We start from the raw sequence: 24,904 nt of genomic DNA on the forward strand, positions 1-24,904 counted from the left end.
GGGGCCGTCCGTCTGCTGGGAGTCGAAGCCGGTGCGGGCCAGGTAACGGTCCAGGACGGCCGGGGCGAGTGGTTGGCCCAGATGGTTCCGCCAGGACCGGTACGGCCCGTTCGGCGGCGGGCACCAGCAGCTCCGCGTCCTCGTGGTCGTACGTGTTGATCATGTCGATCACGACGAGTGCGCTACCGTCGCGCTGTCCGGGCCCGGGGCATGGTGAACCCTCGCCTCGTGCGGTCAGCCCCGCAGTCGGGGCAGGACCTTGGTCCGGTAGAAATCGAAGAAGCCCTGCTGGTCCTTGCCGATCTGGTTGACGTACACCATGTCGAACCCCGCGTCGACGTATGCGGACAGCGCCTCGACGTGAGCGTCCGGGTCGTCGCCGCAGGTGACGGCCTCAGCCACTTGCTCCTCGGTGACCAGTTGGGACGCCTGTTCGAAGTGGCGTGGGGTGGGCAGGACCTGCGGGAGTTCGCCGGGCAGCTGCTCGTTGGCCCACAGCCGGTGTGCGGTCCGGACCGCCTCCCGCTCGTCGGTGCCCCAGCACACCTTGAGGCCGCCGTACACCGGGTTCGTGCCGCCGCCACCGCGCCGGAACCGCTCCACCACGGACTGGTCCGGCGTCATCGTGATCAGGCCGTCCCCGAGCCGCGCGGCGACCTCGGCGGCCTGCGGGCCGAAGGCCGAGACGTCGATCGGCACCGGCTCGTCGGGCACCGTGTAGAGGCGGGCGTTCTCCACCGTGTAGTGCCTGCCGTGGTGGCTGATCTGCTCGCCGGTGAACAGCCGCCGGATGATCTGCAGTGCCTCTTCCAGCATCTCCAGACGCACCGGCGCCTCGGGCCAGACGGTACCGAGGATGTGCTCGTTCAGCGCCTCGCCCGTACCCACGCCCAACCGGAAGCGCCCGTCAAGCTGGACTGCGCTCGTGGCGGCCGCCTGGGCGATCACCGCGGGGTGCGTACGTACCAGCGGGCAGGTCACGGCCGTCTCCACGGGTAGCGAGACCGCCTGGGAGAGAGCGCCGATCACCGACCACACGAACGGGCTCTGGCCCTGGGCGTCGTGCCACGGGTGGTAGTGGTCGGAAATCCACAGGGCGTCGAATCCGGCCTGCTCCGCCATTCGCGCCTGCTCGACGAGCTCCGCCGGGCTGTGCTCCTCGCACGAGAGGAAATATCCGAAGCCTGCCATCGTGCCTCCTGAACCGCGTCCGTCTGGGTGACCGCTGCCGAGTACCCGGTGGCTGCCGAGTTGTGCATGGTGTCGCCGCCAGGAGGATGGGTACCGAGGACGGGGGCCTTCGCGGGCACGAAGGCCCAGGCCACAGCGAAGTCACGGAGGTGTCCATGGCGCTGCGCGCACTGCCCCGGAAGACCCTGCAAAACGTGCGGACCTGGCGGGACTGGCGCCGCGGCGACGATCTGCGGATCCCGGCCGACTCGACTGCGGTCGAGGACGCGAGCCGCCGCTTCCTGCTCTTCGGCGCCCTCCCGCTGTGGGTGGTGCCGGGCCTCGCCGACTGGTGGATGCACCGGCGGACCCGGATCGAGCACACCAGCGGAACCAAGGAGTCCGCGGTCCACGCCCTGATGATGACGGAGGCGGGGATCCCGGTGGTCATGGGCCTGCTGGCCCGCGTCAACCCGCTGGTGCTCAGCGTGATGGGCGGCGCCGCCCTCGCCCACGGGGCGACGGCCGTGTACGACGTGTCGCTGGCCGTCAAGGAGCGGGAGGTCCGCCCGATCGAGCAGCACATCCACAGCTTCCTGGAGGTGCTGCCGCTCACCGCGCTGGCCTTCACCGCCTGTCTGCACGCCGACCAGGTCCGCAAGACCCTGCGGGGCGGCCCGGACCCGCAGGACTGGCGGCTGCTGCCCAAGGAGCATCCGCTGCCCGCCGCGTACCTCGCGGGGCTCGCCGCGATCATCGCGGGCGGTGTCGCCCTGCCGTACGCCGAGGAACTCCGGCGCTGCCTGCGCGCCGCGGTGGGCGAGGGGAGCCGACGATGACAGCCAGCCGCCGGCGCCGACGCGGAACGGGTCGCCGATCCGCTGCCGCTACCGGACCGGCGGCAGCCGCCTGTGGTCCGGCGGCAGCCGCCCCAGGACCGGGGGCATCGCGACGCTGCCAGCCAGCGCGAACTTGATCGCGGCGCGCCTCAGGACGGCGCCCACCTGTCTGGGCGCCTCCACGATGGCCTGGCTGCGGTCCGGAGGGGCGTTCGGCGAGCCGTCATGAAGGAATTCGTTCGCCGATCCCGGCATCGCGCCGAGGGACCGTGCGGGAGGAGCTGCGCGGCCGTGACTGCGATGTATCGAGCCGCGCGAAGCAGGCGTCACGGGGAACGCGGTCTTGGTCCATCCGCAGATCGGCCGGGGACGGGACGACACCTTGCGGGGCACCGCGGAGCTCGGCGGCGCGGTAGCCGGTGGTGCCGAGTTCGGCTGTGTCGATGACGACCGGAAGGGGACCGAAGTCGACGGGCGGCGGGCCGACCTCGCAGTCAAAGGTGCCCCACCTGGCATGCGGAGCCTCCCAGTTCGTCTGGTGGCCCGTTGCGCCTCCGGTCGGTGACGTGACCGAGCCGCTGATGTCCGGCGCGTTCGACTCGACCCTGCACATCAGCTTCGACGTTCGCGGCGGCCTGCTGATGCGGCAGACCCACCACTGGGCCGCGCTGGTCTTCGTCGCCGCGATGTACGAGGCACGGCAGACCGTGGGCGTGTTCCCCAGGTAGCCGGCCACTTCCCGGACGGCTCGTTCACCGCGCCGTCCGCGGGCGGTGCGGGACTCCGCGGCGACGGGCTCGTCCACGCCGAGCACGACGGCGGCGGAGGCCAGGACACGCGGCGGCACGTGGCAGTGGAGCCTCCCGGAGAAGGGCGAACGCGGCGGCGTGACCCGGCAGGCCGTAGCTCGGGCGAACCGAGGCCCCAGGGCTCCGCTCCCTGCCCAATGACATGGAGGCCGCGGATAGCGGCGGGAAATTCGCCGCCGCACAGCTGGCGGTGCCGGGCAACCGCGGCACTTTCGGCTGGGTGCGATCGCCATGTCGACCGGCTCCCGTGGTGTGTCGTGTCCCTCCGGGGTACTCGGCCAGGGCGGCCGACACGGCCGGCAGGTTGACACCCGCATCAACGCAAGGGACGGAGTGATGACGATGGCCAGCGCCACGGAGACCGGAAACATCACCGGAACTGCCGACAAGGACTACAACCTTCTCTGGTACGTCGAGAGCTGCCTGGAGAACGCCCTGCGGCTGGACACTTACATCAAGGACGCCGAGCGGGCGAAGGACGCACAATTGGTCGAGTTGTTCACCAAAGCACAGGCTGACAGCCGCAAGGGCGCGGACCTGGGCAAGGCAATGCTGCGCAGCCGCTTGAGCGGCTGATTCCCGGCAGCGGCGGCTTCCTCCGGGCCCATTCGGCACTCCCGGCCCATTCGGCACAACCCGCCGATGGTCCGACAGCAAAGGCCCCGGAAGTCGAGGCCCCGGGGAAGCCCGGGGTCGGCCTCTCATCCTCTCATCCTCCATAGGGCGGGTCACGGCCGGGCGGGATCCGCTCTACGGGTACGACGCCGAAGCCACCTACGGCGGTGGATCTCCTATCGGGCCCGACGGGTCCAGTTCCGTGCGCATTGCGACGGAGACGACCGAGGGCCGAAGACGCAACCTGCGCGCAGGTGAGAAAGGGAGCCTGAGCCATGAAAGCAGTGACCTGGCAAGGGCGGCGGGACGTCCGGGTGGAGGATGTACCCGACCCACGCATCGAGCAGCCGACGGATGCCGTCATCCGTATCACGTCGACCGGCCTGTGCGGTTCGGACCTGCACCTCTACGAGGTGCTCACGCCGTTCATGACTCCGGGCGACATCCTCGGCCACGAACCGATGGGCGTGGTCGAGGAAACCGGCGCACAGGTCACGAACCTACGCTCGGGCGACCGCGTAGTGGTGCCGTTCCAGATCTCCTGCGGGCACTGCTTCATGTGCTCGGCGGGCCTGATGACACAGTGCGAGACCACTCAGGTGACCGGCGAGGGAATGGGGGCCGCCCTGTTCGGATACACCCGTCTGTACGGTGCGGTGCCCGGCGCCCAGGCCGAATACCTGCGCGTACCACAGGCACAGTTCGGGCCCATCAAGGTGCCCGACGGGCCCCCCGACGACCGCTTCGTCTACCTCTCCGATGTGCTCCCCACCGCCTGGCAGGCCGTGGCGTACGCCGCGGTGCCGCCCGGCGGCACTCTCGCCGTCCTGGGGCTCGGCCCCATCGGCGACATGTGCTGCCGCATCGCCCAAGCCCAGGGCGTGGAGCGGGTGTTCGGCGTCGACCTCGTGCCCGAGCGGCTCGCACGGGCCAGTCGCAGGGGCACCGCAGCCTACGACCTGCGGGTCTATGAAGACGAGAAGGAACTGGTCCAGGCGATCCGGGACGAGACCGGAGGCCGGGGCCCGGACGCCGTGATCGACGCCGTCGGCACCGAAGCCCACGGCAGCGCGGCCGCCAAGCTGGCCCAGACCGCTACCGGGCTGCTGCCCCGTAAGCTCAGCGCCCCGCTGGCCGAACGCTTCTCCGTCGACCGTCTCGGCGCCCTCCGCATGGCCATCGACCTGGTTCGCCGCGGCGGAACGATCTCGCTCAGCGGTGTGTACGGCGGTATGGCCGACCCGATGCCGATGCTCACCCTGTTCGACAAACAGATCCAGCTACGCATGGGGCAGGCCAACGTCCGCCGCTGGACCGACTCGATCATGCCCTACCTCATGGACGGGGACCCGCTCGGTGTCGACGACTTCGCCACGCACCGGCTTCCCCTCACGGACGCCACGCGCGCGTACGACATGTTCCAGCGCAAGCAGGACGGCGCGGTCAAGATCCTCATGCAGCCCTAGGTGTACTGACCCGGGAGGTTGTGGACGGGTCAGCCAGGTCTCGGCTGAGGGATCTTGAACAGGTGAGGGCCTTCCGGTTCGGTGTGGATTGCGACGTCTACACCAAGCGAAAGGCCCTGGCGGGCGCCAAGCGCCGTGGTGAGGTCACGTCTCCTGCGGGCGGCGGGCGGGAGTCAGGGCTTCCTGTGTCGCGGCCCACGAGGCGAGCAGACGCAGGCCCTCTTCGGAGGGTGTGCCGGGTTCGGCGGTGTAGATGGTCAGGGTGAGGCCGGGTTCGGCCGCCATCTCCAGGCCCTCGAAGGCGAGGGTGAGGTCGCCGACGGCGTGGTGGTGGAAGTTCTTGGTGCCGGTGCCGTGGTGGCGGACGTTGTGGGCTCCCCAGCGGGTGCGGAACTCGTCGCTGCGGGTGGACAGCTCGCCGACAAGGTCATGGAGATCCTTGTCGTGGGGGTTGCGGCCGGCCTCGGTGCGCAGGATGGCGACGGTGACGTCGGCGGCGAGGTCCCAGTCGGGGTAGAAGCGGCGGGAGACGGCGTCCAGGAAGGTGAAGCGGGCGAGGTTCGCCTGGTTGTGGGCGCTTGCGTAGACGTCGCTGTAGAAGGCGAGGGCGAGCGCGTTGGCGGCGAGGATGTCCATCCGGCCGTTGCGGACGAACGCGGGGCCGGCCGTGATCGCGTCGAGCGTCCACTGCAGGCTGCGGTGCGGGGTCCAATGCCGGGCGGGGCGCCGGCGCCGGGGACGGGTGAGGGCGTCGGAGCCGTCGGCGGCCTGTGCCAGATGGAGGAGGTGGGACCGTTCGGCGTCGTCGAGCCGGAGGGCGCGGGCGACGGACTCGAGGACGGCGGGGGAGACGCCTGCGAGGTTGCCGCGTTCGAGCTTGGCGTAGTACTCCACGCTCATGTCGGCGAGGGCTGCGACCTCGCTGCGGCGCAGGCCGGGGACGCGGCGCCGGGTCCCTGAGGGCAGTCCGGCCTGCTCGGGGGTGATCTTGGCTCGCCGCGAGGTGAGGAACTCGCGGACCTCGTGCTGGTTGCCCACGCTTCGACCGTACGCGCAGCGGGCCGCGGGAGGGATGCACTGCTGGTACACGCATCGACGGTGACTGGTTGACCGCCATGAAGGGCGGTTCCCTGGTGGACGTGGTGCTCTTCCCTGGCTGTCCGCCAGAGGGGAGGAGGCCGCCCGACCCTGGTGCGCGATGCCTCGCGTCTCGGGGCCGGTCGCACGCGGACCGCCGCAGCGGTCCGACCTCACGTACGCAAAGGAACCCCTCATGCGCGGCGCAGTGATCCACGCCCCCGGTGACGTCCGCTTCGAGACGCTGGACGACCCGAAGGTCCTCCACCCCACAGATGCGATCATCCGTACGGCCGTCACCTGCGTGTGCGGCTCCGACCTGTGGCCTTGGCGCGGCCTGGAGCCGATCGGCGACGCCCATCCGATGGGCCACGAGTACGTCGGTTTCGTCGAGGAGGTCGGCTCCGAGGTCACGTCCGTGAAGCCGGGCCAGTTCGTCGTCGGCTCGTTCGCGACCTCGGACAACACCTGTGCCAACTGCCGTAACGGCTTCCAGTCCAACTGCCTGCACCGCGAGTTCATGAGTACCTGCCAGGCCGACTACGTCCGCATCCCCAACGCCCAGGGCACCCTGGTCGCCACCGAACAGGTGCCGCCCGAGGACCTGTGGCCCGGTCTGCTGGCCGTCTCGGACGTCATGGGCACCGGCTGGTGGGCCGCCGACGCCGCCGAGGTGAAGGCCGGCTCGACCGCCGTGGTCGTCGGCGACGGCGCGGTCGGCCTGTGCGCGGTCATCGCGGCCAAGGAAGTGGGCGCGGAGCGGATCATCGCGATGAGCCGCCACGAGTCCCGGCAGAAGCTGGCCCGCGAGTTCGGCGCCACCGACATCGTCACCGAGCGTGGCGAGGAGGGCATCGCCCGGATCAAGGACCTGACCGGCGGAATCGGAGCCGACAGCGTCCTGGAGTGCGTAGGCACCGCCCAGGCCATGCAGCAGGCCCTTCACTCCGCACGGCCCGGCGGCAACGTCGGCTTCGTCGGCGTCCCCCACGAGGTCGCGATCGACGGCCAGGAACTGTTCTTCTCCCACGTCGGCCTCCGTGGCGGCCCCGCCCCCGTGCGCCGCTACCTTCCCGACCTGATCGACCGTGTCGTGGCCGGCCGGATCGACCCGGGCAAGGTCTTCGACCTCACCCTGCCCCTGGACCAGGTCGCCGAGGGATACAAGGCGATGGACGAGCGCAGTGCCATCAAGGCACTCCTCAAGCCCTGACCCCGTACGTTCTCGTCCCGCCGGGGCCGGACGCCCGGCCCCGGCCCTCCAGAGGAGGACCCCAGCGTTTGACCACGTACGCTCTCATCGGTGCCGGCCCCGGCCTCGGTCTGGCCACCGCCCGGCGCTTCGGCACCGCCGGCCACGGTGTCGCCCTTATCGCCCGCAGCGCCGAACACCTTCACCATCTGACGGATGAGCTCCGCCGCGACGGCATCCAGGCCCGCGGCTTCCCCGCGGACGTCCTGGACCCGGCAGCGCTCGTCGCAGCCCTTCGGGACGTGGCCGAGGCGCTCGGGCAGATCGAGATCCTGCAGTACAGCCCGATGCCGGGCGCCGACTTCATGAAACCGGTCCTCGACACCACCGTCGACGACCTGGAGGACCCGCTCGCCTTCTCCGTGAAGGGCCCGGTGACCTGCGTGAACGCGGTCCTTCCCGGTATGCGTGCCCTGGGGCGCGGCACCCTTCTCTTCGTCAACGGCGGCAGCGCGGTGCGCCCGCACCCCGAGCGGGCCGGCACCTCGATCGCGTTCGCCGCCGAGAGTACCTACGCCCGCATGCTCCACGACGCGCTCGCCGCGGAGAATATCCACGCCGCGCAACTGATCATCCCTGGCGCGATCCGGCCCGACGCCGAGCACAGCAGCCCCCACGTACTGGCCGAGCGCCTGTACGCCCTGCACACCGAGCGGGACGGCTTTCGCCACTACGCCGAGCCGATGCCCGAGTGACGGAAAGGCGATGGACATGTCTCCAGCGCCCCGTCCGGGCGTGCGACTTGGGCCGGTCCTGCCGGCGATTGCGGCGGCCGTGGGACTGCTGGCCCTGACCACCTGCTCCGGCAGCGGGCAGACCGCCGACCACTCCGCCCCGGCGACCTCCTCCGGGCGCCCCCGGACGACCAGCACCCAGCCCGCCACACCGTCCGACAGGAGCAGCGACGTGCGCATCCAGCTCACCCTCGACGGACACCCGGTCCAAGCCACCCTGAACGACAGCCTCGCCGCCCGTGACTTCGCCGCGCTGCTGCCGCTCTCCCTCGACCTCGAGAACTTCCCCCGGACCGAGAGGGTCGCCGACCTTCCGAGGGAACTGGACATCTCCGGCGCGCCGGACGCGCCCACCCCGCAGGCGGGGGACCTGGCTCACTACACGCCTGGCGCAGCCTGGCCCTCTTCTACCGCGACGGTGAGGTGTCCCCGGGCCTGGTCATCCTCGGGCATCTCGACGACAGCCAGGACATCGACCGGCTGGCCACCGCCGACCGCGTCACCATCGAATCCCTGACCTGACCCGGCCTTCACACCTACTCGTCCTACCGCCCCGCCCACCCGCACCGCACCGCACGGAAAAGGGGAAAGCTCCCTTGAACCCCACGTACGACTTCACCGGCCAGGTCGCCTTCGTCACCGGAGCCTCCTCCGGCATGGGCCTGGCCACCGCCCGTGCCTTCGCCGAAGCCGGCGCCGCAGTCGGCCTCGCCGACATCGATGAAGCCGCCCTCGATGCGGCGGTACGGCAGCTCACCGGCGAAGGCCACCGGGCGCTCGCCCTGATCTGTGACGTCACCGACGAGTCCCAGGTGGCCGCTGCCGTCGACCGCACGGTGGAGACCTTCGGCCCCCTGGACATGGCCTACAACAACGCCGGCGTCCAGATTCCGCCCGCCGATGCCGCCGTGGAACCGGCCGAGGTTTTCGACCGCGTCCACGCCATCAACCTGCGCGGTATCTGGGCGAGCATGAAGCACGAGCTGCGTCACATGCGCACCCAAGGGAGCGGAGCGATCGTCAACTGCTCGTCCCTCGGCGGCCTCGTCGGGATCCCCGGCCGCGCCTCGTACCACGCCTCCAAGCACGGCGTGATCGGCCTGACCGGCAGCGCCGCCCTGGAATACGCCCCGCGCGGCATCCGCATCAACGCGATCTGCCCCGGCACCATCGACACTCCCATGGTCAGCGACATGATCGCCAAGGGGGAACTCGACCGCGCCGAGGCCGAAGCGAATCAGCCGATCAACCGTCTCGGCACCACCGACGAGATCGCGCAGGCCGTCCTGTGGCTGTGCAGCCCGGGAGCGGGTTTCGTGGTCGGCGTCGCGCTGCCCGTCGACGGCGGCTATGTCGCCCAGTGACCACAGAGCCGGCGAGCGGCTGCCTTCGCGACGCCGACCCGATATACGCAACAAGGAGTGACGACATGCCCAAGCAGTCCGCCCCCAAGGAGCTGGAGACGATCGCGCCCAAGCTCGTCGAGGTCACCGACGAAGTGCTCTTCGGTGACGTGTGGGAGCGTCCCGGGCTCTCACCGCGCGACCGCAGCCTGGTGACCGTCAGTGTTTTGGCCGCCCTGTACCGCAGCGAGCAGTTGCCCTACCACCTGGGCGTTGCGCTGGAGAACGGCCTGAGCGTCGAAGAGCTGTCCGAGGCCATCACCCACCTGGCCTTCTACGCCGGTTGGCCCAACGCCATGACCGCGATCAACCAGCTCAAGAAGCTCGCCGACGAGAGCGACGCCTGACACCCCCTCCCGCACCAGCACAGCAAGGAACACCTTCCGTGGAACACATCACGCAGACCCCGACCGCCAAGGCCCCCGCCGAGCGCTTCACCGGCGACGTCTACCTCAACATGATCGAGACCCCTGTCGAACCGGCTCGACTGGCGACCGCCCTGGTCCGCTTCACCCCCGGTGCCCGCACCAACTGGCACTCCCACGCCCATGGCCAGACGCTCTACATCACAGTCGGCGTCGGCCTTGTCGGCACCCGCGACGGCGACGTCGCACGCGTCAGCGCCGGCCAGACCGTCAAGTGCCCGCCCGGGGAGGAGCACTGGCACGGCGGCACCGACACGACCCTCATGGCGCACATCGCCATGGTCGTCGGCGACGCCGACGGGGACGGCACCACCTGGATGGAACCGGTGACCGACGAGCAGTACGCCGCGGCGCTCGCCACCGTCACTCGCTGAGGGCGAGCAGGAGGACGGCCGGCTCCGAACCGGTCCGGGTGAGGCGCCGCCCACACCCACCCAGCCGCGCACGAACAGGTGTCAGTGTGCAGAGGCCGACGACGCACTCGTTGACTGCGACTGCGACTGCGACTGCGACTGCGACTGTGGCTGCGGCTTCGCGCTGGTCCAATGGCGCGGTAGCCGCGGCGCCGCCGCGCTTGCCCTCAGGCGGACCCGCGAGGCGACCTCCGACGACGTCCTGGAGATCGGCCTGTACGAGTCGGCGTCGTCATCGAGCCGCAGGCCGCGCTGACCGCCCGCCGGGTGACCGAGCACGAGCAGGATCGTTAACAGGCGACGGCCACCAACCCCCTTCGGGCTGCACCGCCTGCTGCTACCGGGGGACGGCGAGTGATTGTGGGGGGTCCGCCCTCGTTCGGCCGACAGCGCGGGCAGCGCCTCGGCTGTGCCGGGGAGCGGTCACCGATCAGCGGCGCCGAGGCCGATCAGCTCCTCGGTGACGGACCACAGCCGCCGCGCGGCGTCATCGTCCAGTCCCACCGCACCCGGCTCGGTGAGTTGCCCTCTTTCGTAGTACAGGCCGGTCCTGCCGGTGAGCGTGGAGTCCAGCGCCACACGGAGCAGCCCGGTGGCGGCCTCGTCCGGAGAGATCAGCCCCTGGCGGAACACCGGGTAGAGATGGCGCAGCACCGGGCGGTCGAACATCGACTGCACCATCGGTGTGTCGACGGTCCCGGGATGCGCGGCGCTGACGTCCACCCTCGTTCCCGCGAGTCGGCGGGCCAGCTCGCGGGCGTAGAGGATGTTCGCCAGTTTCGACCGGTTGTAGGCGAGGAGGGGCCGGAACTTCCCCTGAGCCATCATCAGGTCATCGAAGTCGAGGCCGCCCTTGACGCGGCGGTGCGCTTCGGACGCGACCAGGACGATGCGGCTCGGGGCGCTTGCCCGCAGCCGATCGGTGAGCAGCCGGGCCAGCAGTGCATGCCCGAGGTGGTTGACGCCGAACGTCGTCTCGAAGCCGTCGGCCGTCTCGGTCCGAGTGCCGCGCCCCGCGTAGCCGGCGACGCAGAGCAGGAGATCGAGCCGAAGCCAGCGGTCCAGTACGGTGGCCGCTGCCTGGCGCACCGAGGCGAGGCCGGCGAGGTCCAGGTCCACGACGTGGACCTCCTTGTTGCCCGTGGTCTGCACGATCTCGTCCCGGACTCGTCCGCCCTTGGCCCGATTGCGGGCGGTGATGAGGGTGACCGCCCCGGTCGCGGCGAGTTGGGCGGCGACCGACCGGCCGACGCCGTCGCTCGCGCCGGTGACCAGGGCCACCTTGGCCCGCATGTCGAGCGCCGCGGCCGGCGCTTCCACGCGTTGCAGCCGATTTCCGATCTGACGATTCATGGTCTCAGTCCGTTCCGGGCGCCTCGGCCCACAGCGGTCCGAGGCGGCGGGCTGAGCGCCGCACCTCGGAGTAGGAGCGGATGGAACTCTTGGCATCGTTCATGGGGTTGACCCCGAGGACCCTGGAAATGGCCACGCGGGCCATCATCCACGGGCTCTGGTAGCGCACTTGGCTGCTGATCCAGGTCAGCGCGTCCGCCTCGGGCTTCCAGGCCGCCTCGAAGCGGGCGCCCGTGGTCGCCAGTGGTCCGGAGGTCAGCGCCTGGTCGAACACCATCGCCGATTCCAGGGCCGCGTTGCCGCCCTGGCCGATCGGGGGGAAGGCCGCTGCGGCGTCGCCGATCAGCACCGCCCGGCCGCCGTGCAGCTGCGAGCAGGTCAGCCGCTGGCCCAGGTGGACGGCCTTGCGGCGGGAGAACTCGGCGACGGCCTGCTCGCTCGTCAGGTCCAGGGCGCGTGGGACGTTCCGGCGAAGCCACGCGGTGGCCTCTTCGGCCGAGGCGAAGGTGTGCGGCTTGTTCACCCCGACGACGCAGATCCAGCGGACGCCGTCCGGCCTGGACTCGTCGATGGTCACCCCGGCGAGGGTGAGCGGGCTCATCGCCAGCCCTTGCAGGTAGTGCTTGTCCAACGTGTCGCCGACCTGGTCGAGTTCCAGGATGAGCCCGTAGTTGGGGACGGCAGAGGTCTCGACGGTGAATCCTTCGACCTGATCCTGCATCGCCCTGCGGACCGCAGAGCCCGCGCCGTCGGAGCCGATGACGAGGCCGAAGGACTGCCCGGCCACCTTGCCGGCGTGCACGTCCACGTCCTCGGCGCGGATGCCGCGGTGGAAGACGACATCGACCAGATCGCGGTGGCGCTCCTCGGCAAGGGACATGAGCGCCCGCATGATGTCACCGCGCGAGCCGATCCAACCCGGCTCCGACCAGGGGTCGAGGATCCGGCCGCGGTTCCTGATGCCGTGGAACGGGGTCATGTGGGCGTCGAAGTGGGCGACGGCGTCGATGTGCCGCACCGCCTTCAGCCCATGGCCGGTGAGGTCGATCGGGTAGGAGCGGTCGGGGTTGAAGCGCGGCATGCCCTGGGGGTGGCCGTCACGCTCGAACACCGTGCTGCGGATCCCGCGCCGGGCCAGCGCGATGGCCGCCGTCAGCCCGCCCGGACCGCCTCCGATGATCGCGATGTCTGCCATCGTCGCACCCTCCTCGTTGATTTCAGATCAATGATAAGGGATCAGCTAAACTTGGGGAACGTGACCACCAGCCGAGCGGAACGCGCCGCCTCCACCAGGAACAAGTTGCTCGTCGCGGCGGTCGAGCAGTTCCTCGACAAGCCCTACGACGAGGTGTCCGTCCACGCCCTCGCCGACGCCGCTGGAGTTGCCTACGGGCTGGTCTCCCACCACTTCGGCAATAAGCGGGGCATCCTCCTGGAGGCCGTGCGAGAGATCGCTCGCCGCTTCGAACAGGGCCTGCCCCCGCCCGGCCCCACCGCCGACCGAATCCGGTACCTCACCGAGGACCACTTCGCCTCCATCCAGCGCGATCCGGACGCCTACCTCGGGCTGATCCTCGGTGCGGACCCGGACACCCGCGCCATCCTCAACGCCTCACGGCAGTTGGCCGTCCGGAGCCTCGGCGAGGTCCTCGGCCTCGACCCGGACCGGCCCGCGGTGCGGGTGGTCCTGCGCTCCTGGATCGGCTCAGTCCTGGAGGCCGCGGCGGGCTGGCTCCAGGAGGGGCGTCCGATCCCCGCGGACGACCTTGTCGAGATGCTCGTCGCCACTCTCGCCGGGCTGCTGCGCCAGGCCGCCCGCCTCGACCCCGAAATCGACGTGACCGCGGCCCTCTCCGACTGGGACCGGCCCGACTGACGGCTGAGGCCCGGTCAGGCGAGTCCAACTCGCAGAGGTGGGCCATGAGCTGCACCTCAAAGACAAACCCGGGCCTGCCTCAGAGCCGCCTCAGGCAGGCCCTTCAGCCCGTCGCAGACGAGCAACAGGACGCCTTCCACAACGCGGTTGCGGATCTCGGTGAAGACCTGCAGCCAGTCCTTGGCGCCCTCGCCGCCGTCGCCGGCCCAGATGCCCAGAATGTCGCGGGTGCCCTCGACAGCGACCGCGACCGCGAGGTGGATCGGGTTTCTTCCATGCCGGTCAGCCGGCGCCGTCGCTTCCTGACGAGCTGTGGCTCGAAGCCGCCGTCGGTGTCGCGGGGCACAGCTGTCTCCACCGGCCCCACATCGTTCAGCACGGTCTTGGACCGCTTCCCGTTGCGGCAGTGGCCGCCGTTCTTCCCGGCCGCGTCGCGCTTCGCACAGCCGAGGAGATCGGCGATCTCGTCCTCCAGGGCGAATTCCAACGCCCGTTGGTCAGCTGTGCGGCAGCCCGCCCTCACCGGTCAACTGCAGTCCCCCGGCACGGGCCCGCTCGACCAGCATCCCGACCAACTGGTCATCAACGGCCGCAGCCGCGCCGACCGCCTTCGACTGGGACGACGCCTCGGCCTTTGGGTCAGCGCTCCGCGTGCCCCGCATGGTGGCGCGCGAGGTGGCGGCGCAGCAGATCGCGTCCGTAGTCACCGCCGTTGGGGGTTCGCACGATGGTGTGCACGTGGAACGGCTCGGGCTGTGGGTTGTCGAGGAAGACCCCCTGATGGCAGTCGTACTCGATCATGAGGACGGGGCTGTGGATCCGGTAGTAGAAGGGGTCGTCGTCGCCTGCTCGGCCGATCCAGGCGAGGTGGGTGTCGTCCAGGTGGCGCTCGACCTCCGCCAGCAACGCGTCGGCGGGGCCGCTCGGCAGCCGGTGCGCGTAGGTGCTCACCAGGTTGAGCAGCAGGTCCCGCTGCGGGAGTGTCAGGCCGTCGGTTCGCAGTCCTTCGTAGGGGATGACGCGGTTGTCCTGGCCGGCGCCGCCCAGGTGCCTGCCGTCGGCCGGGCCGGCGAGTTCGGGTGGGAGGTCCTGCGTCCGCATCGACTCGTACAGCACGGCCAGACGTTCCTGTTCGGGACGCAGGCTGCGCCGCAGTTCGAGCCCGGCGTCGCGCTGCGCGTCGAAGAGGCGGAGCCCCTTGTACGTACCCCGGTCGGCCTCCGCGGGCTCCGCGCCCATGAAGGTCGGCGTGAGCACCAGTTGGCGGCCGAGGACGAAGCAGTGCACGTCGAGGTGGTGCCCCCACAGCTGCCATCCCCACGGCTCGGTCGGGGACGGAGTGCCGAACAGGGCGAAGTAATAGCCGTATTCCGTCAGAGTGTCGCGGTACTGGTCGATCAACTCGCCGAGCGCGGCGTTGAGTTTCATCGCCGTCCGGGTGTCGGCGAACCCGGTGGCGGAGAGACACGCTTCGACGATCGCCAGTGCGCGGTCCCGTTGCCCGGGCTCGATGTCCTCCAGGCGAAGACCGTGCGGGTCCCACGTGGGGAATGCGTTGATCCACATGCGCCACTCGGCCGCGTCGACCTCGAAGCGAACGGCCTTGAGCTGCTCGGAGGTGAGGCTGTCGAGAAAGACCGAGGCGGCTTTCGCGGCGGGCTCCGGATTCCAGCCGGTGTCCCGGAGGGCGTACAGGTCGGGGACGACATGTCCGTCCGTGGTGATACCGACGAACGGCTCCTCGGCCGCTTTGGGCACCTGCGGCAACAGTGAATGAAACTCCGGGGGGATGACCGACAGGTCCATCTCGCCGCGGGTGAGCGGCAGCATTCCGTCGGGGTACGGCCCGAAGCCCCGATAGCGCGCCTTCTCGTATGAGGGTTCCGTCATGAGAGGTACTGCCTTTCAGGAGTTCGACGCCATCGCCGAACGGACTTCGCCGAAGCGGCCGGCCGCCGCGGTGGAGAGAAGCTGCGTGTCGGTGGAGATGGTGATCATCCGGAATCCCATCTCAGCGCACTCGATCACCTGCTGGGTGGTACCGCAGTGGATACCGGGGACCGTGTCGTGCCGCGCGCAGGCGTCGAGGATCTTGGCAATCGCCTCGGCGTGCACTCCGGGTACGACGCCCAGTGCGGGCGGGACTCCCAGGCCGGCCGCGAGGTCGGCAGGGCCCACGTAGACGGCGTCCACACCCGGTACGGAGCAGATGTCGTCGATGTTGTCCACGGCGGACGCACTCTCGGCCATGACGACGCACGCGCCCTCGGCGAAGGCCCGTGTCCTGCCGCTGCCTGCGGTGCGGATCGGCCCGATGCTGCGGTCGCCGCGCGGCGGATACCGGCAGGACCGTACCGCTCGCTCGGCGTCGGACCCGTCGTTGACCAGCGGGACGATGACGCCCTCGGCGCCGCTGTCCAAGGCCTTGCTGATCAGGCTGGGCTCGTTCGCCGCGACGCGGACCAGGGGCGTGGCGCCGCCCGCGGCGACAGCGATCAGGCTCGCGACCAGGCTCTCGTCGTTGACGATGCCGTGCTGCTGGTCGAGACATACGTAGTCGTGGCCCACCAGGGCCAGGCTCTCGGCGACCACCGGGGTGTTCAGCGTCGTCCAGGAGCCGAGCGTCGTGGCGCCCTCCGACCAGGCGGTGATAAGCGTGCTCATGATGTGACTCCGTGCGTGGGGATCATCCTGGCGGCCGGTTTACAGTGCGAGATGCGTCGTATTGGCTGCCCCGCGCAGCTCGACGGAACGGTCCCAGGGGTCTTCCTCGGTGCTCGTCTGCTCCGGCGGAGGCGTGAGGATCGTGAGGTGCCGCTCGAATTCCGCGCCCGCGTTCCACTGCCGGTGGGGAACGCCGGCCGGCAGAACGACGAGCTGCTGCGGACCGACGGTGAATTCCTTCAGCCCGATCTGCACACCGAGCAGACCCTCGAGCACCAGGTAGAACTGGTCGAATGCGTGCGTGTGGAGGCTTGGGCCGGCTGCCCCCGCGGGCAGCCCTCCGACATAGATGAGCGCGTTCTTGGAGGCCGGGTCCTGCCCGCGCCCGATGACGTGCTCGTGTCCGATGAGGGATGTGACCGTCATTCCACCGTCGAGTGTCAGCGTCTGATCCGCGGCGGGTGCGACCACGGCATAAGGAAGGCCATGCGCGTCATCCGACTCGGTGAATTCGAGCATCGGCCGGATTCCGGCGTTGCCGGGAGCGAGCACCTCCAGGTGCACTTCGGTCTCGCTCCCCTCGTTCCAGTTGTGATGGGGGACGCCGGCCGGAATGAACACCGCGGAGCCGGTGGCGGCCTTGTGTACGTCCTTTCCCAGCTTGATGGTCACCTCTCCCTCGGTGACGAAGTACAGCTGGTCCACAGGATGAGCGTGGTTCCGGGGCCCCTGCGCGCCGGACGGGACGACAGTGGCGATCAGGGTGCAGGTCTCGCCGCTGTAAAGGATCTTGCCCTTGTATCCCTTTTCGTCGGATATTTCCGCAGAGTCGAAATCAATCGGCCTTATGTACTTCATGTCGCTCTCCAGGATGGACGGGGAATCTCGGCTGACTCACTGTGCGATATGTAGCGTATCGCTCTGCGATACAGACGCTAGACCGCCGACACTGGACCGTCAAGCCGAGCGCCGAACTGCCAAAATGGAGGGCGTGACCGAATCAGCTGAGGACGTGCGTGCCGAACAGGCGCGGGTGGGCCGGGACGACGGCGAGCGCCCGGGCGGAGTCCAGCCGATCCAGGCGGTGCAGAAGGCCGTCGCCATACTGAACCTGTTCACGGTCCAGGAGTCAGAACTCACGCTCGGGGAGATAGCCGCCCGCCTCGGCATGTCCCGGGCGACCGCGCACCGGTACCTGATCACTCTGCGGGCCACCAACCTGCTCGCCTACGAGCCCTCCCGGGGGGTGTACTCGCTCGGCGTCAAGACACTGGACTACGCGTCGGTGGTGCAGGAGGCGGCGCTGTTCACCAGCGCCTTCGTCCGCCGTGCCGAACCAGTCCTGCGGAGGCTCTCCGAGGAGACGAACTACACCTCCGTGGCCTCCGCCTGGAACGGCGAAAGCCCCGTTCTGGTCCGCATCGGCACTCCGGTACGGCGGATGGTCATGATCGCGATGCCGCTGTACTCCGCCCTTCCGGTCTTCGACTCGGCGCAGGGCCGGATATTCCTGGCGTTCTCCGAGGACGCACGACGAACCCACGCCGCGAATCCGCGCCTTCGCGAACTCGAACCCGAGCTCCAACGCGCCCGCGAGGAGAAGTTCGTCTCCCACGACGTGCCGACCGACGGTGGCACCACCACCATGGCCGTTCCCGTCCTCGTCGACGACACGCTGGTCGGAGTGATCGCGACGCTCGCCTTCCAGACCACCCTGCAGGAACCAGATCTGATCCCGATCAGGAAGGAACTGAACCGGGCCGCAGCCGAGTTGTCCGCACGTGTCCGGGCGGACACCGTTGGGCGGGACGGGCAGCCACGGTAGCTCCCGGTGGGCAGAACTCGGGCGATGCCGGAGCCGCAAGCGAGGGTCAGGCGGTGGGCCGGCCGGACGCCCGACTCAGACGGGGCCACCTCGCCCGTACGGTCTCCGGCAGTTGGGCAATCGGCGTACACCTGCCTCATCTCAGGGCCTGATCCGCCGTGCCGCCGCCCCGGCGATCTCCTCCGGGTCGAACGTACGCAGCAGTTCGTTCAGCGAGCACTCCACCTGTGCTCGGCGCGTGGACCGGTCACGGACCGGCGGCCCGCGCCTGCGCGACCGCATGTCGCAAGTACTCCTCCGGGGTCTTCCGCTCGGCTGCTGCGCGCCTGCGGATCCGCTCCTGAACCTCCTCGCTCATGGGAATGTTCATGAGGTACTTGCCGTCAGATCCCGGAAAGAGACTGCAGAGCACGTTCGGTACGGCCAGCTCCCTGGATGATCAAGCATTGCGAGGCGGGTAGATTTGACGAGCAGTCAGTACGCCCGCTCTGAGCCCTTGTTGCCGGTGGGCAAGAAGCCGGGGCGGGCCGGCCGCCGGCGTGGTCGCGTCGGCAGCTGATCGACGGCATACGGTGGCGGACCATGGCGCCGGAACGTGCGGGCTTCCCCGGTGGCGCTGCTTGAAGAACGCGTCGAGCATGGGAATAGGGGGCTGGACCGCTGGAGTCATGCCCATAGAGGGGTTCCCATGCCGATGCACATGCCTTCTCTCCTGTTGGATCCGCTGACCAATCGGGGTACCGCTTTCACGGCCGAGGAACGGGAGCGCCTCGGGCTGGTGGGCCGGCTGCCCGACGCCGTGCTCACCCTTGACCAGCAGGCGATTCGTGCCTACGAGCAGTTGCAGCAGGAGCCGAACGATCTGGCGAAGTTCATCAACCTTGAGCAGCTGCACGACCGCAATGCGGTGCTGTACTACCGGCTGCTGCAAGATCACCTTGCCGAGTTGCTGCCGATCGTCTACGACCCGACCGTGGGCGAGGCGATCGAGCGGTACAGCCACGAGTACCGGCGCCCGCACGGGGTGTTCTTGTCCATCGACCGGCCGCAGGATGTGCGCCGCTCGTTCGAGGCACTTCAGCTCCACCGGGATGAGGTCGACCTGGTGGTGGTCAGCGACGCCGAGGAGATCCTGGGGATCGGTGACTGGGGGGTGCAGGGCATCCAGATCTCGGTGGGCAAGCTCGCCGTCTACACCGCTGCGGCCGGGCTGCATCCCGCCCGCTGCCTGCCGGTGGTCATGGACGTCGGAACCGACAACGAGAACCTGCTGAATGATCCCCTCTACCTGGGCGTGCGCCACAGCCGGGTGCGCGGGAAGCAGTACGACTCGTTCATCGAGAACTACCTGGAGACGGTCTCAGAGCTGTATCCGAATGCGCTGCTGCATTTCGAGGACTTCGGGCCGGGCAATGCCCGACGCATCCTGGAGACGTACGGGGACCGCTATCGGATGTTCAACGACGACATGCAGGGCACCGGGGCGATCACCCTGGCCGCTGCGGTGTCGGCCTTGAAGATCACCGGCGAGTCCTTCCGTGACCAGCGCGTCGTGGTCTTCGGCGCCGGCACGGCCGGGGTGGGCATTGCCGACCAGCTGCGTGACGCGATGGTCCGCGACGGACTGGAGCCCAAGGAGGCCACCCGCCGGGTGTGTCTGGTCGACAAGCAGGGGCTGCTGGTCGAGGGCATGCCGGACCTACGTGATTACCAGGCCCCCTACGCGCGGCCGGCCTCGGAGGTGCAGGGCTGGGCGGACAGGAAAATCGACCTGCTGACCACAGCCCAGCACGTCCACCCCACCATGCTGATCGGCACCTCGACCACGCCGGGCGCCTTCGACAAGGAGGTCGTCACCGCGATGGCCGCGCACGTCGAGCGGCCGATCATCTTCCCGCTGTCCAACCCCACGGAGAAGATCGAGGCCATGCCCGCCGACCTGCTGGCCTGGACCGACGGCAAGGTGCTCACGGCCACGGGCATCCCGGTCGACCCGGTCGACTACGGCGGAGTCCGCCACGTCATCGGGCAGGCCAACAACGCGCTGCTCTACCCCGGTTTGGGCCTGGGCACCGTCGTCGCCGGAGCTGCACGGCTCACCCCCGGGATGCTGCTCGCCGCCGCGGAGGCGGTGGCCGGGCAGGTCGACGCCAGGGCCCCCGGCGCGCCACTGCTGCCGCCGGTGGCGAACCTGCGCGCCTCCTCGGCGACGGTAGCCGTGGCGGTAGCACGTGCGGCCGTCCAGGACAACGTCGCCACCCGCCAGTCGGCCGATCTGGTCCAGGCCGTGCAGGACACCATGTGGCAGCCGGTCTATGGACCACTGTCCGAGAAGGAGGCGTCGCCATGACCTCCGGGCACCAGCACGCCGCCACCGAGCGGCCACCGAAGGTGCTGGACGTCCCGATCGGCATCACCGCCAGTGGCACCCGCCGCGAAACGGACTCGATGGGCGCCATCGACGTGCCGGCCGACCGGTACTGGGGCGCCCAGACCCAGCGGTCCTTGATCCACTTCTCCATTGGCGACGACCGCATGCCCAAGGCCGTCTACCACGCGTACGGCTACGTCAAGAAGGCCGCCGCGCTCGTCAACGGCCGCGAGGGCCGCCTGCCCGGCTGGAAGGCCGATCTGATCGCCCGCGTCGCCGAAGAGGTGATCTCCGGCGCGTTGGACGACCACTTCCCGCTGTACGTGTGGCAGACCGGGTCCGGCACGCAGAGCAACATGAACGTCAACGAGGTGATCAGCAACCGGGCTGTCCAGCTGGTCGGCGGCACGCTGGGGTCCAAGGCGCCGATCCACCCCAACGACCATGTCAACATGGGCCAGTCCTCCAACGACACCTTCCCCACGGCGATGCACATCGCCGCTGTCCGCGAGATCCACGAGCACCTGCTTCCGAAGGTGAGGGAGCTTCACCATGCCGTGGAAGTCAAGTCCCAAGCGTGGTGGGACATCATCAAGATCGGCCGTACTCACCTGGAGGACGCCGTCCCGCTGTCCGTGGGCCAGGAATGGTCCGGCTACGCCGCCCAGATCTCCGACGCCATCGACCGCATCGAGGCCACCCGGCTGGGCCTGTACGAACTGGCTGTAGGAGGGACCGCGGTCGGCACCGGTCTCAACGCCCCCGAGGGCTTCGGTGCCCAGGTGGCACAGGAGATCGCGGAGTTGACCGACCACCCGTTCCGCACGGCCTCCAATCCCTTCGCCGCCCAAGGCAGCCTGGATGCCATGGTGGCGGCCTCGGCCGGACTGAGGGCTCTCGCCGTGTCGCTGATGAAGATCGCCAACGACATCCGCTGGCTCGCCTCCGGCCCTCGCTGCGGCATCGGTGAACTCGCCCTGCCCGTCAACGAGCCGGGCAGCTCCATCATGCCCGGCAAGGTCAACCCGACCCAGTGCGAAGCGATGGTGATGGTCTGCATCCAAGTCCTGGCCGAGGACAGTGCCATTGCGTTCGCCGGCACCCAGGGCAACTTCGAACTCAATGCCATGCGGCCCATCATCATCAACAACTTCCTGCACTCCGCCCGCATTCTCGGAGACGCCAGCGAGAAGCTGCGCACCTACTGCATCGAAGGCGCCGAACTGCATCGCCAGCAGATTGACGACTACCTCTCCCGCTCCTTGATGCTCGTCACCGCGCTCTCGCCGGAGATCGGCTACGACAAAGCCAGCCAGATTGCACACAAGGCGGACGACGAGGGGACCACCCTGCGCGAAGCCGCCCTCGCCACCGGCTGCATCACCGCACAGGACTTCGACCGCATCGTCGACCCCAAGAAAATGGTCCACCTGAACTAGGGCTCGTTGCGAGAGTGCTGGTCACAGCCACTCGCTGATGGCGAGCGAGGACGGTTGCTTCGCAGTGGACGGCAAGCTTGTTCATCGGGAAGTTGCGGTCTTCGTGGCCAGTGACGCCGTGGTGTGGGCGGTGTGGTCGAGAGGGATGCTCTGGAGGATCTACTTGGTGTAAGCGTGGCTCGTAGCGGCTGAAGGAGGGCACGCGCCCGGAGGGCCCACTGCCGACACGGCCACGAGTACATGCCGGAGAACGTATACCTGGGTTCACGTCGGTAGGTTTGGCGGTGCCGGAGCGTGGCACGCCCGCCAGGTCCACCCCGGCGATGTGACATCTCGTGACAGATGAGAGGGTCAGACGGGTGAGCGAGACACCACCGAACACCCTGCAATACCGCTTTGACGGGCCAGAAGACGCTCCTGTCCTGATCCTGGGCCCTTCCCTGGGGACCACCTGGCACATGTGGGACCGGCAGGTCCCGGAGTTGACCCAGCAGTGGCGGGTTTTCCGTTACGACCTGCCCGGGCACGGCGGCTCCCCGGCGTACCCCGCCGGTTCCGTCACCGAGCTGACCGCCCGGCTGCTGGCCACGCTCGACTCCTTCGGCGTCCAGCGCTTCGGCTACGCCGGCTGCGCGCTCGGCGGTGCCGTCGGCATCGAGCTGGCCCTGCGGCACCCGGAGCGGATCGCCTCGCTCGCGCTGGTCGCCGCCTCACCCCGGTTCGGGACGGCGGACGAGTTCCGGCAGCGCGGTGTGATCGTGCGGACGAACGGCCTCGACCCGATCGCCCGGACCTCGCCGGAGCGCTGGTTCACCAGCGGGTTCGCCGCCGCGCAGCCCGCGATCACCGAGTGGGCCGTCCAGATGGTGCGCACCACCGACCCCGGCTGCTACATCGCCGCCTGCGAGGCTCTGGCGGGCTTCGACGTACGGCACGAACTCGCCCGGATCGGCGTGCCCACGCTCGTCCTGGTCGGCTCGGACGACCAGGTCACCGGGCCCGCCGAGGCCCGCACCCTGGTCGCCGGGATCCCGGACGCCCGGCTCGCCGTGGTACCCGGCGCCTCCCATCTGGTCCCGGTCGAGCAGCCCGCCGCCGTCACCGACCTGCTGGTGCGGCACTTCTCCACCGCCTGGCAGCCCGCCTACGACTCGACCACCGGCCAGATGGCCATCCCGGCCGCCCCGCTGAAACCCGTCCTGCCCGCCGCACCGCAGGTCGTGCCCCAGGTCGCACCGCAGGTCACGCCCATCGCCGAGATCGCCCCGGCCGCCGCGGTGCCGCAGCCGCTCGGGCGGCCCGATCCCTACGACGCGGGACTGAAGGTCCGCCGGGAGGTGCTCGGGGACGCGCACGTGGACCGGGCGCTGGCGCAGGCCGACGACTTCTCCGGGGACTTCCAGGAGTTCATCACCCGCTACGCGTGGGGCGAGATCTGGGACCGGCCCGGCCTCGACCGGCGCTCGCGCAGCTGTGTCACGCTCACCGCGCTGGTCGCGGGCGGCCACCTGGAGGAGCTGGGCTTCCACGTCCGCGCGGCCCTGCGCAACGGCCTCACCCCGGACGAGATCAAGGAAGTCCTGCTCCAGGCGGCCGTGTACTGCGGGGTACCGGCGGCGAACAGCGCGTTCCGGGTCGCCCAGCGGATCATCCGCGAGGAGACCACTCCCGAGGACTGACGGACGGCAAGGGGGCAGGATGGTGAGCATGAAGCTCACGAAGAAGTCCCACGCGTGCGTGCGCCTGGAGAAGGACGGGCGCACGCTCGTCCTCGACCCCGGAGGTTTCAGCGAGGAGGACGCGGCCGTCGGCGCGGACGCGATCCTGGTCACGCACGAGCACCCCGACCACTTCGACGAGGGCCGGCTGCGGACCGCGCTGGACGCCGACCCGGCCGCCGAGATCTGGACCCTGAAGTCCGTCGCCGAGCAGATCGCGGCGGCCTTCCCGGGCCGGGTGCACACCGTCGGCCACGGCGACACGTTCACCGCCGCCGGCTTCGACGTCCAGGTGCACGGCGAACTGCACGCGGTGATCCACCCCGACATCCCGCGCATCACCAACGTCGGCTACCTCGTCGACGGCGGCAAGGTCTTCCACCCCGGCGACGCCCTCACCGTCCCCGACCACCCCGTCGAGACGCTGATGCTCCCGGTGATGGCCCCCTGGAACAAGATCTCCGAGGTCATCGACTACGTCCGCGAGGTGAAGCCGCGGCGCGCCTACGACATCCACGACGCCTTGCTCACCGACCTGGCCCGGCCGATCTACGACCGCCAGATCGGCGCCCTGGGCGGCGCGGACCACCAGCGACTGGCCCCGGGGGCCTCGGCGGACGTCTGAGGCACGTTGTCAGAGGGGCCCGGTAGGTTGTCAGGCATGCGCATCGCGACCTGGAACGTGAACTCGATCACCGCCCGCCTGCCGAGGCTCCTCGCCTGGCTGGAGAGCAGCGGCACCGACGTGCTCTGCCTCCAGGAGGCCAAGGTCGCCGAGGCGCAGTTCCCGACCGAGCAACTGCGCGAGCTGGGCTACGAGGCGGCGGTCCACGCCACCGGCCGGTGGAACGGCGTGGCGGTGCTGTCCAAGGTCGGCCTGGCGGACGTCGTCAAGGGCCTGCCCGGCGACCCCGGGTACGACGGGAGCGCGGAGCCGCGCGCGATCTCGGCGACCTGCGGCCCGGTCCGGGTCTGGTCGGTGTACGTTCCCAACGGCCGCGAGGTGGACCACCCGCACTACGCCTACAAGCTCCAGTGGTTCGAGGCCCTCAAGGCGGCCGTGGCCGGGGACGCGGGCGGCAGCCGCCCCTTCGCGGTCCTCGGGGACTACAACGTGGCGCCGACGGACGACGACGTCTTCGACACGGCCGCCTTCGAGGGCCTCACCCACGTCACCCCGGCCGAGCGCGCCGCCCTGACCTCGCTGCGCGAGACCGGTCTGTCCGACGTGGTCCCGCGCCCCCTGAAGTACGACCACCCCTACACCTACTGGGACTACCGCCAGCTGGCCTTCCCCAAGAACCGCGGCATGCGCATCGACCTGGTGTACGGCAACGAACCCTTTGCCAAGGCTGTGCAGGACGCCTACGTCGACCGCGAGGAGCGCAAGGGCAAGGGCGCTTCCGATCACGCTCCGGTGGTGGTGGACCTGGAGGTGTAAGTGTCAACCTGGGT

At 69.6% G+C, this 24,904-nt stretch carries 25 protein-coding genes and 2 pseudogenes; 17 read left to right on the forward strand and 10 right to left on the reverse strand.

Annotated elements, in window-relative coordinates; genetic code table 11:
• Nucleotides 1–88: 88 nt before the first annotated feature.
• A pseudogene (locus tag AB0D59_RS27680) lies at nucleotides 89–163 on the reverse strand (cysteine hydrolase); the annotation flags it as partial.
• Nucleotides 164–234: 71 nt separating this feature from the next.
• A complete protein-coding gene (locus AB0D59_RS27685; protein WP_362570634.1) occupies nucleotides 235–1,191 on the reverse strand; it encodes an LLM class F420-dependent oxidoreductase in 957 nt (318 codons plus the stop codon).
• 155 nt (nucleotides 1,192–1,346) lie between these two features.
• Between AB0D59_RS27685 and AB0D59_RS27690 the strand changes: the two genes are divergently transcribed.
• The 4 genes from AB0D59_RS27690 to AB0D59_RS27705 all read left to right on the forward strand — a co-directional run bounded on the left by AB0D59_RS27690 (nucleotide 1,347) and on the right by AB0D59_RS27705 (nucleotide 4,899).
• On the forward strand, nucleotides 1,347–2,009 hold the full coding sequence (locus tag AB0D59_RS27690) for a diguanylate cyclase (RefSeq protein WP_362570637.1): 663 nt from the start codon (nucleotides 1,347–1,349) through the stop codon (nucleotides 2,007–2,009).
• A 566-nt stretch (nucleotides 2,010–2,575) separates the two neighbouring features.
• Nucleotides 2,576–2,737, forward strand: coding sequence for a hypothetical protein (locus AB0D59_RS27695; RefSeq protein ID WP_362570947.1), 162 nt, complete (start codon nucleotides 2,576–2,578; stop codon nucleotides 2,735–2,737).
• A 423-nt stretch (nucleotides 2,738–3,160) separates the two neighbouring features.
• The gene (locus tag AB0D59_RS27700; protein ID WP_362570926.1) at nucleotides 3,161–3,394 is read left to right on the forward strand and encodes a hypothetical protein; all 234 of its coding nucleotides are present in this window, start codon (nucleotides 3,161–3,163) and stop codon (nucleotides 3,392–3,394) included.
• 314 nt (nucleotides 3,395–3,708) lie between these two features.
• Nucleotides 3,709–4,899, forward strand: coding sequence for a zinc-dependent alcohol dehydrogenase (locus AB0D59_RS27705; RefSeq protein ID WP_362570640.1), 1,191 nt, complete (start codon nucleotides 3,709–3,711; stop codon nucleotides 4,897–4,899).
• A 144-nt stretch (nucleotides 4,900–5,043) separates the two neighbouring features.
• Here AB0D59_RS27705 and AB0D59_RS27710 read toward each other — a convergent pair whose 3' ends face one another.
• Nucleotides 5,044–5,937 carry a helix-turn-helix transcriptional regulator gene (locus AB0D59_RS27710; protein ID WP_362570643.1) on the reverse strand — a complete coding sequence of 298 codons (894 nt, stop codon included), beginning with the start codon at nucleotides 5,935–5,937 and terminating at the stop codon, nucleotides 5,044–5,046.
• Nucleotides 5,938–6,172: 235 nt separating this feature from the next.
• Between AB0D59_RS27710 and AB0D59_RS27715 the strand changes: the two genes are divergently transcribed.
• From AB0D59_RS27715 to AB0D59_RS27740, 6 genes are all read left to right on the forward strand, one after another.
• On the forward strand, nucleotides 6,173–7,189 hold the full coding sequence (locus AB0D59_RS27715) for a zinc-dependent alcohol dehydrogenase family protein (RefSeq protein WP_362570646.1): 1,017 nt from the start codon (nucleotides 6,173–6,175) through the stop codon (nucleotides 7,187–7,189).
• A 68-nt stretch (nucleotides 7,190–7,257) separates the two neighbouring features.
• Complete coding sequence (locus AB0D59_RS27720; RefSeq protein ID WP_362570649.1) at nucleotides 7,258–7,923, forward strand: SDR family NAD(P)-dependent oxidoreductase; 666 nt, start codon at nucleotides 7,258–7,260, stop codon at nucleotides 7,921–7,923.
• Between the two features lie 40 nt (nucleotides 7,924–7,963).
• Nucleotides 7,964–8,479, forward strand: coding sequence for a cyclophilin-like fold protein (locus AB0D59_RS27725; protein WP_362570652.1), 516 nt, complete (start codon nucleotides 7,964–7,966; stop codon nucleotides 8,477–8,479).
• Nucleotides 8,480–8,558: 79 nt separating this feature from the next.
• Complete coding sequence (locus AB0D59_RS27730) at nucleotides 8,559–9,326, forward strand: glucose 1-dehydrogenase (protein WP_362570655.1); 768 nt, start codon at nucleotides 8,559–8,561, stop codon at nucleotides 9,324–9,326.
• Between the two features lie 65 nt (nucleotides 9,327–9,391).
• Nucleotides 9,392–9,712 (forward strand): carboxymuconolactone decarboxylase family protein, encoded by a 321-nt coding sequence (locus AB0D59_RS27735; RefSeq protein ID WP_362570658.1) that lies wholly within the window; start codon nucleotides 9,392–9,394, stop codon nucleotides 9,710–9,712.
• Between the two features lie 38 nt (nucleotides 9,713–9,750).
• The gene (locus AB0D59_RS27740) at nucleotides 9,751–10,164 is read left to right on the forward strand and encodes a cupin domain-containing protein (protein WP_362570661.1); all 414 of its coding nucleotides are present in this window, start codon (nucleotides 9,751–9,753) and stop codon (nucleotides 10,162–10,164) included.
• Between the two features lie 462 nt (nucleotides 10,165–10,626).
• Here AB0D59_RS27740 and AB0D59_RS27745 read toward each other — a convergent pair whose 3' ends face one another.
• Complete coding sequence (locus tag AB0D59_RS27745) at nucleotides 10,627–11,556, reverse strand: SDR family NAD(P)-dependent oxidoreductase (RefSeq protein WP_362570664.1); 930 nt, start codon at nucleotides 11,554–11,556, stop codon at nucleotides 10,627–10,629.
• Between the two features lie 4 nt (nucleotides 11,557–11,560).
• Nucleotides 11,561–12,751 (reverse strand): FAD-dependent monooxygenase, encoded by a 1,191-nt coding sequence (locus AB0D59_RS27750; RefSeq protein ID WP_362570667.1) that lies wholly within the window; start codon nucleotides 12,749–12,751, stop codon nucleotides 11,561–11,563.
• A 60-nt stretch (nucleotides 12,752–12,811) separates the two neighbouring features.
• Here AB0D59_RS27750 and AB0D59_RS27755 point away from each other — a divergent pair, with 60 nt between their 5' ends.
• The gene (locus AB0D59_RS27755; RefSeq protein ID WP_362570670.1) at nucleotides 12,812–13,432 is read left to right on the forward strand and encodes a TetR/AcrR family transcriptional regulator; all 621 of its coding nucleotides are present in this window, start codon (nucleotides 12,812–12,814) and stop codon (nucleotides 13,430–13,432) included.
• An 86-nt stretch (nucleotides 13,433–13,518) separates the two neighbouring features.
• Here AB0D59_RS27755 and AB0D59_RS27760 read toward each other — a convergent pair.
• The 4 genes and pseudogenes from AB0D59_RS27760 to AB0D59_RS27775 form a co-directional block, all read right to left on the reverse strand.
• A pseudogene (locus AB0D59_RS27760) lies at nucleotides 13,519–13,998 on the reverse strand (transposase); the annotation flags it as partial.
• A 73-nt stretch (nucleotides 13,999–14,071) separates the two neighbouring features.
• Entirely contained in the window at nucleotides 14,072–15,322 is a 1,251-nt protein-coding gene (locus AB0D59_RS27765; RefSeq protein ID WP_362570673.1) for a DUF3500 domain-containing protein, read from the reverse strand.
• Between the two features lie 15 nt (nucleotides 15,323–15,337).
• Nucleotides 15,338–16,096: an aldolase/citrate lyase family protein gene (locus AB0D59_RS27770; protein ID WP_362570676.1), complete on the reverse strand. Its 759-nt coding sequence runs from the start codon at nucleotides 16,094–16,096 to the stop codon at nucleotides 15,338–15,340.
• A gap of 39 nt (nucleotides 16,097–16,135) precedes the next feature.
• The gene (locus AB0D59_RS27775; protein ID WP_362570679.1) at nucleotides 16,136–16,954 is read right to left on the reverse strand and encodes a cupin domain-containing protein; all 819 of its coding nucleotides are present in this window, start codon (nucleotides 16,952–16,954) and stop codon (nucleotides 16,136–16,138) included.
• A gap of 133 nt (nucleotides 16,955–17,087) precedes the next feature.
• Between AB0D59_RS27775 and AB0D59_RS27780 the strand changes: the two genes are divergently transcribed.
• A complete protein-coding gene (locus tag AB0D59_RS27780; protein ID WP_362570682.1) occupies nucleotides 17,088–17,921 on the forward strand; it encodes a helix-turn-helix domain-containing protein in 834 nt (277 codons plus the stop codon).
• A gap of 141 nt (nucleotides 17,922–18,062) precedes the next feature.
• Here AB0D59_RS27780 and AB0D59_RS27785 read toward each other — a convergent pair whose 3' ends face one another.
• Nucleotides 18,063–18,203, reverse strand: a complete 141-nt coding sequence (locus AB0D59_RS27785; protein WP_362570685.1) for a hypothetical protein — start codon at nucleotides 18,201–18,203, stop codon at nucleotides 18,063–18,065.
• 328 nt (nucleotides 18,204–18,531) lie between these two features.
• Between AB0D59_RS27785 and AB0D59_RS27790 the strand changes: the two genes are divergently transcribed.
• From AB0D59_RS27790 to AB0D59_RS27810, 5 genes are all read left to right on the forward strand, one after another.
• Nucleotides 18,532–20,271 carry an NAD-dependent malic enzyme gene (locus AB0D59_RS27790; RefSeq protein ID WP_362570688.1) on the forward strand — a complete coding sequence of 580 codons (1,740 nt, stop codon included), beginning with the start codon at nucleotides 18,532–18,534 and terminating at the stop codon, nucleotides 20,269–20,271.
• Nucleotides 20,268–21,731: a class II fumarate hydratase gene (gene fumC / locus AB0D59_RS27795; protein WP_362570691.1), complete on the forward strand. Its 1,464-nt coding sequence runs from the start codon at nucleotides 20,268–20,270 to the stop codon at nucleotides 21,729–21,731. Before AB0D59_RS27790 ends, fumC begins: the two co-directional genes overlap by 4 nt.
• 359 nt (nucleotides 21,732–22,090) lie before the next feature.
• Nucleotides 22,091–23,410: a 4-carboxymuconolactone decarboxylase gene (gene pcaC, locus AB0D59_RS27800; RefSeq protein WP_362570694.1), complete on the forward strand. Its 1,320-nt coding sequence runs from the start codon at nucleotides 22,091–22,093 to the stop codon at nucleotides 23,408–23,410.
• Between the two features lie 28 nt (nucleotides 23,411–23,438).
• The gene (locus AB0D59_RS27805) at nucleotides 23,439–24,074 is read left to right on the forward strand and encodes an MBL fold metallo-hydrolase (protein ID WP_362570697.1); all 636 of its coding nucleotides are present in this window, start codon (nucleotides 23,439–23,441) and stop codon (nucleotides 24,072–24,074) included.
• 36 nt (nucleotides 24,075–24,110) lie between these two features.
• Entirely contained in the window at nucleotides 24,111–24,890 is a 780-nt protein-coding gene (locus tag AB0D59_RS27810) for an exodeoxyribonuclease III (RefSeq protein ID WP_362570700.1), read from the forward strand.
• The last annotated feature ends 14 nt before the right edge of the window (nucleotides 24,891–24,904 follow it).

The sequence above is a fragment of the Streptomyces sp. NPDC048417 genome, from assembly GCF_040651615.1.
GTDB lineage: Bacteria > Actinomycetota > Actinomycetes > Streptomycetales > Streptomycetaceae > Streptomyces.

Coding starts and splice junctions, on each gene's coding strand:
- AB0D59_RS27770 (WP_362570676.1), bottom strand. CDS start 16,096: ATGAGCACGCTTATCACCGCCTGGTCGGAGGGCGCCACGACGCTCGGC.
- AB0D59_RS27705 (WP_362570640.1), top strand. CDS start 3,709: ATGAAAGCAGTGACCTGGCAAGGGCGGCGGGACGTCCGGGTGGAGGAT.
- AB0D59_RS27765 (WP_362570673.1), bottom strand. CDS start 15,322: ATGACGGAACCCTCATACGAGAAGGCGCGCTATCGGGGCTTCGGGCCG.
- AB0D59_RS27805 (WP_362570697.1), top strand. CDS start 23,439: ATGAAGCTCACGAAGAAGTCCCACGCGTGCGTGCGCCTGGAGAAGGAC.
- AB0D59_RS27685 (WP_362570634.1), bottom strand. CDS start 1,191: ATGGCAGGCTTCGGATATTTCCTCTCGTGCGAGGAGCACAGCCCGGCG.
- AB0D59_RS27745 (WP_362570664.1), bottom strand. CDS start 11,556: ATGAATCGTCAGATCGGAAATCGGCTGCAACGCGTGGAAGCGCCGGCC.
- AB0D59_RS27715 (WP_362570646.1), top strand. CDS start 6,173: ATGCGCGGCGCAGTGATCCACGCCCCCGGTGACGTCCGCTTCGAGACG.
- AB0D59_RS27775 (WP_362570679.1), bottom strand. CDS start 16,954: ATGAAGTACATAAGGCCGATTGATTTCGACTCTGCGGAAATATCCGAC.
- AB0D59_RS27785 (WP_362570685.1), bottom strand. CDS start 18,203: ATGCGGTCGCGCAGGCGCGGGCCGCCGGTCCGTGACCGGTCCACGCGC.
- fumC (WP_362570691.1), top strand. CDS start 20,268: ATGACCTCCGGGCACCAGCACGCCGCCACCGAGCGGCCACCGAAGGTG.
- AB0D59_RS27690 (WP_362570637.1), top strand. CDS start 1,347: ATGGCGCTGCGCGCACTGCCCCGGAAGACCCTGCAAAACGTGCGGACC.
- AB0D59_RS27810 (WP_362570700.1), top strand. CDS start 24,111: ATGCGCATCGCGACCTGGAACGTGAACTCGATCACCGCCCGCCTGCCG.
- AB0D59_RS27700 (WP_362570926.1), top strand. CDS start 3,161: ATGGCCAGCGCCACGGAGACCGGAAACATCACCGGAACTGCCGACAAG.
- AB0D59_RS27750 (WP_362570667.1), bottom strand. CDS start 12,751: ATGGCAGACATCGCGATCATCGGAGGCGGTCCGGGCGGGCTGACGGCG.
- AB0D59_RS27735 (WP_362570658.1), top strand. CDS start 9,392: ATGCCCAAGCAGTCCGCCCCCAAGGAGCTGGAGACGATCGCGCCCAAG.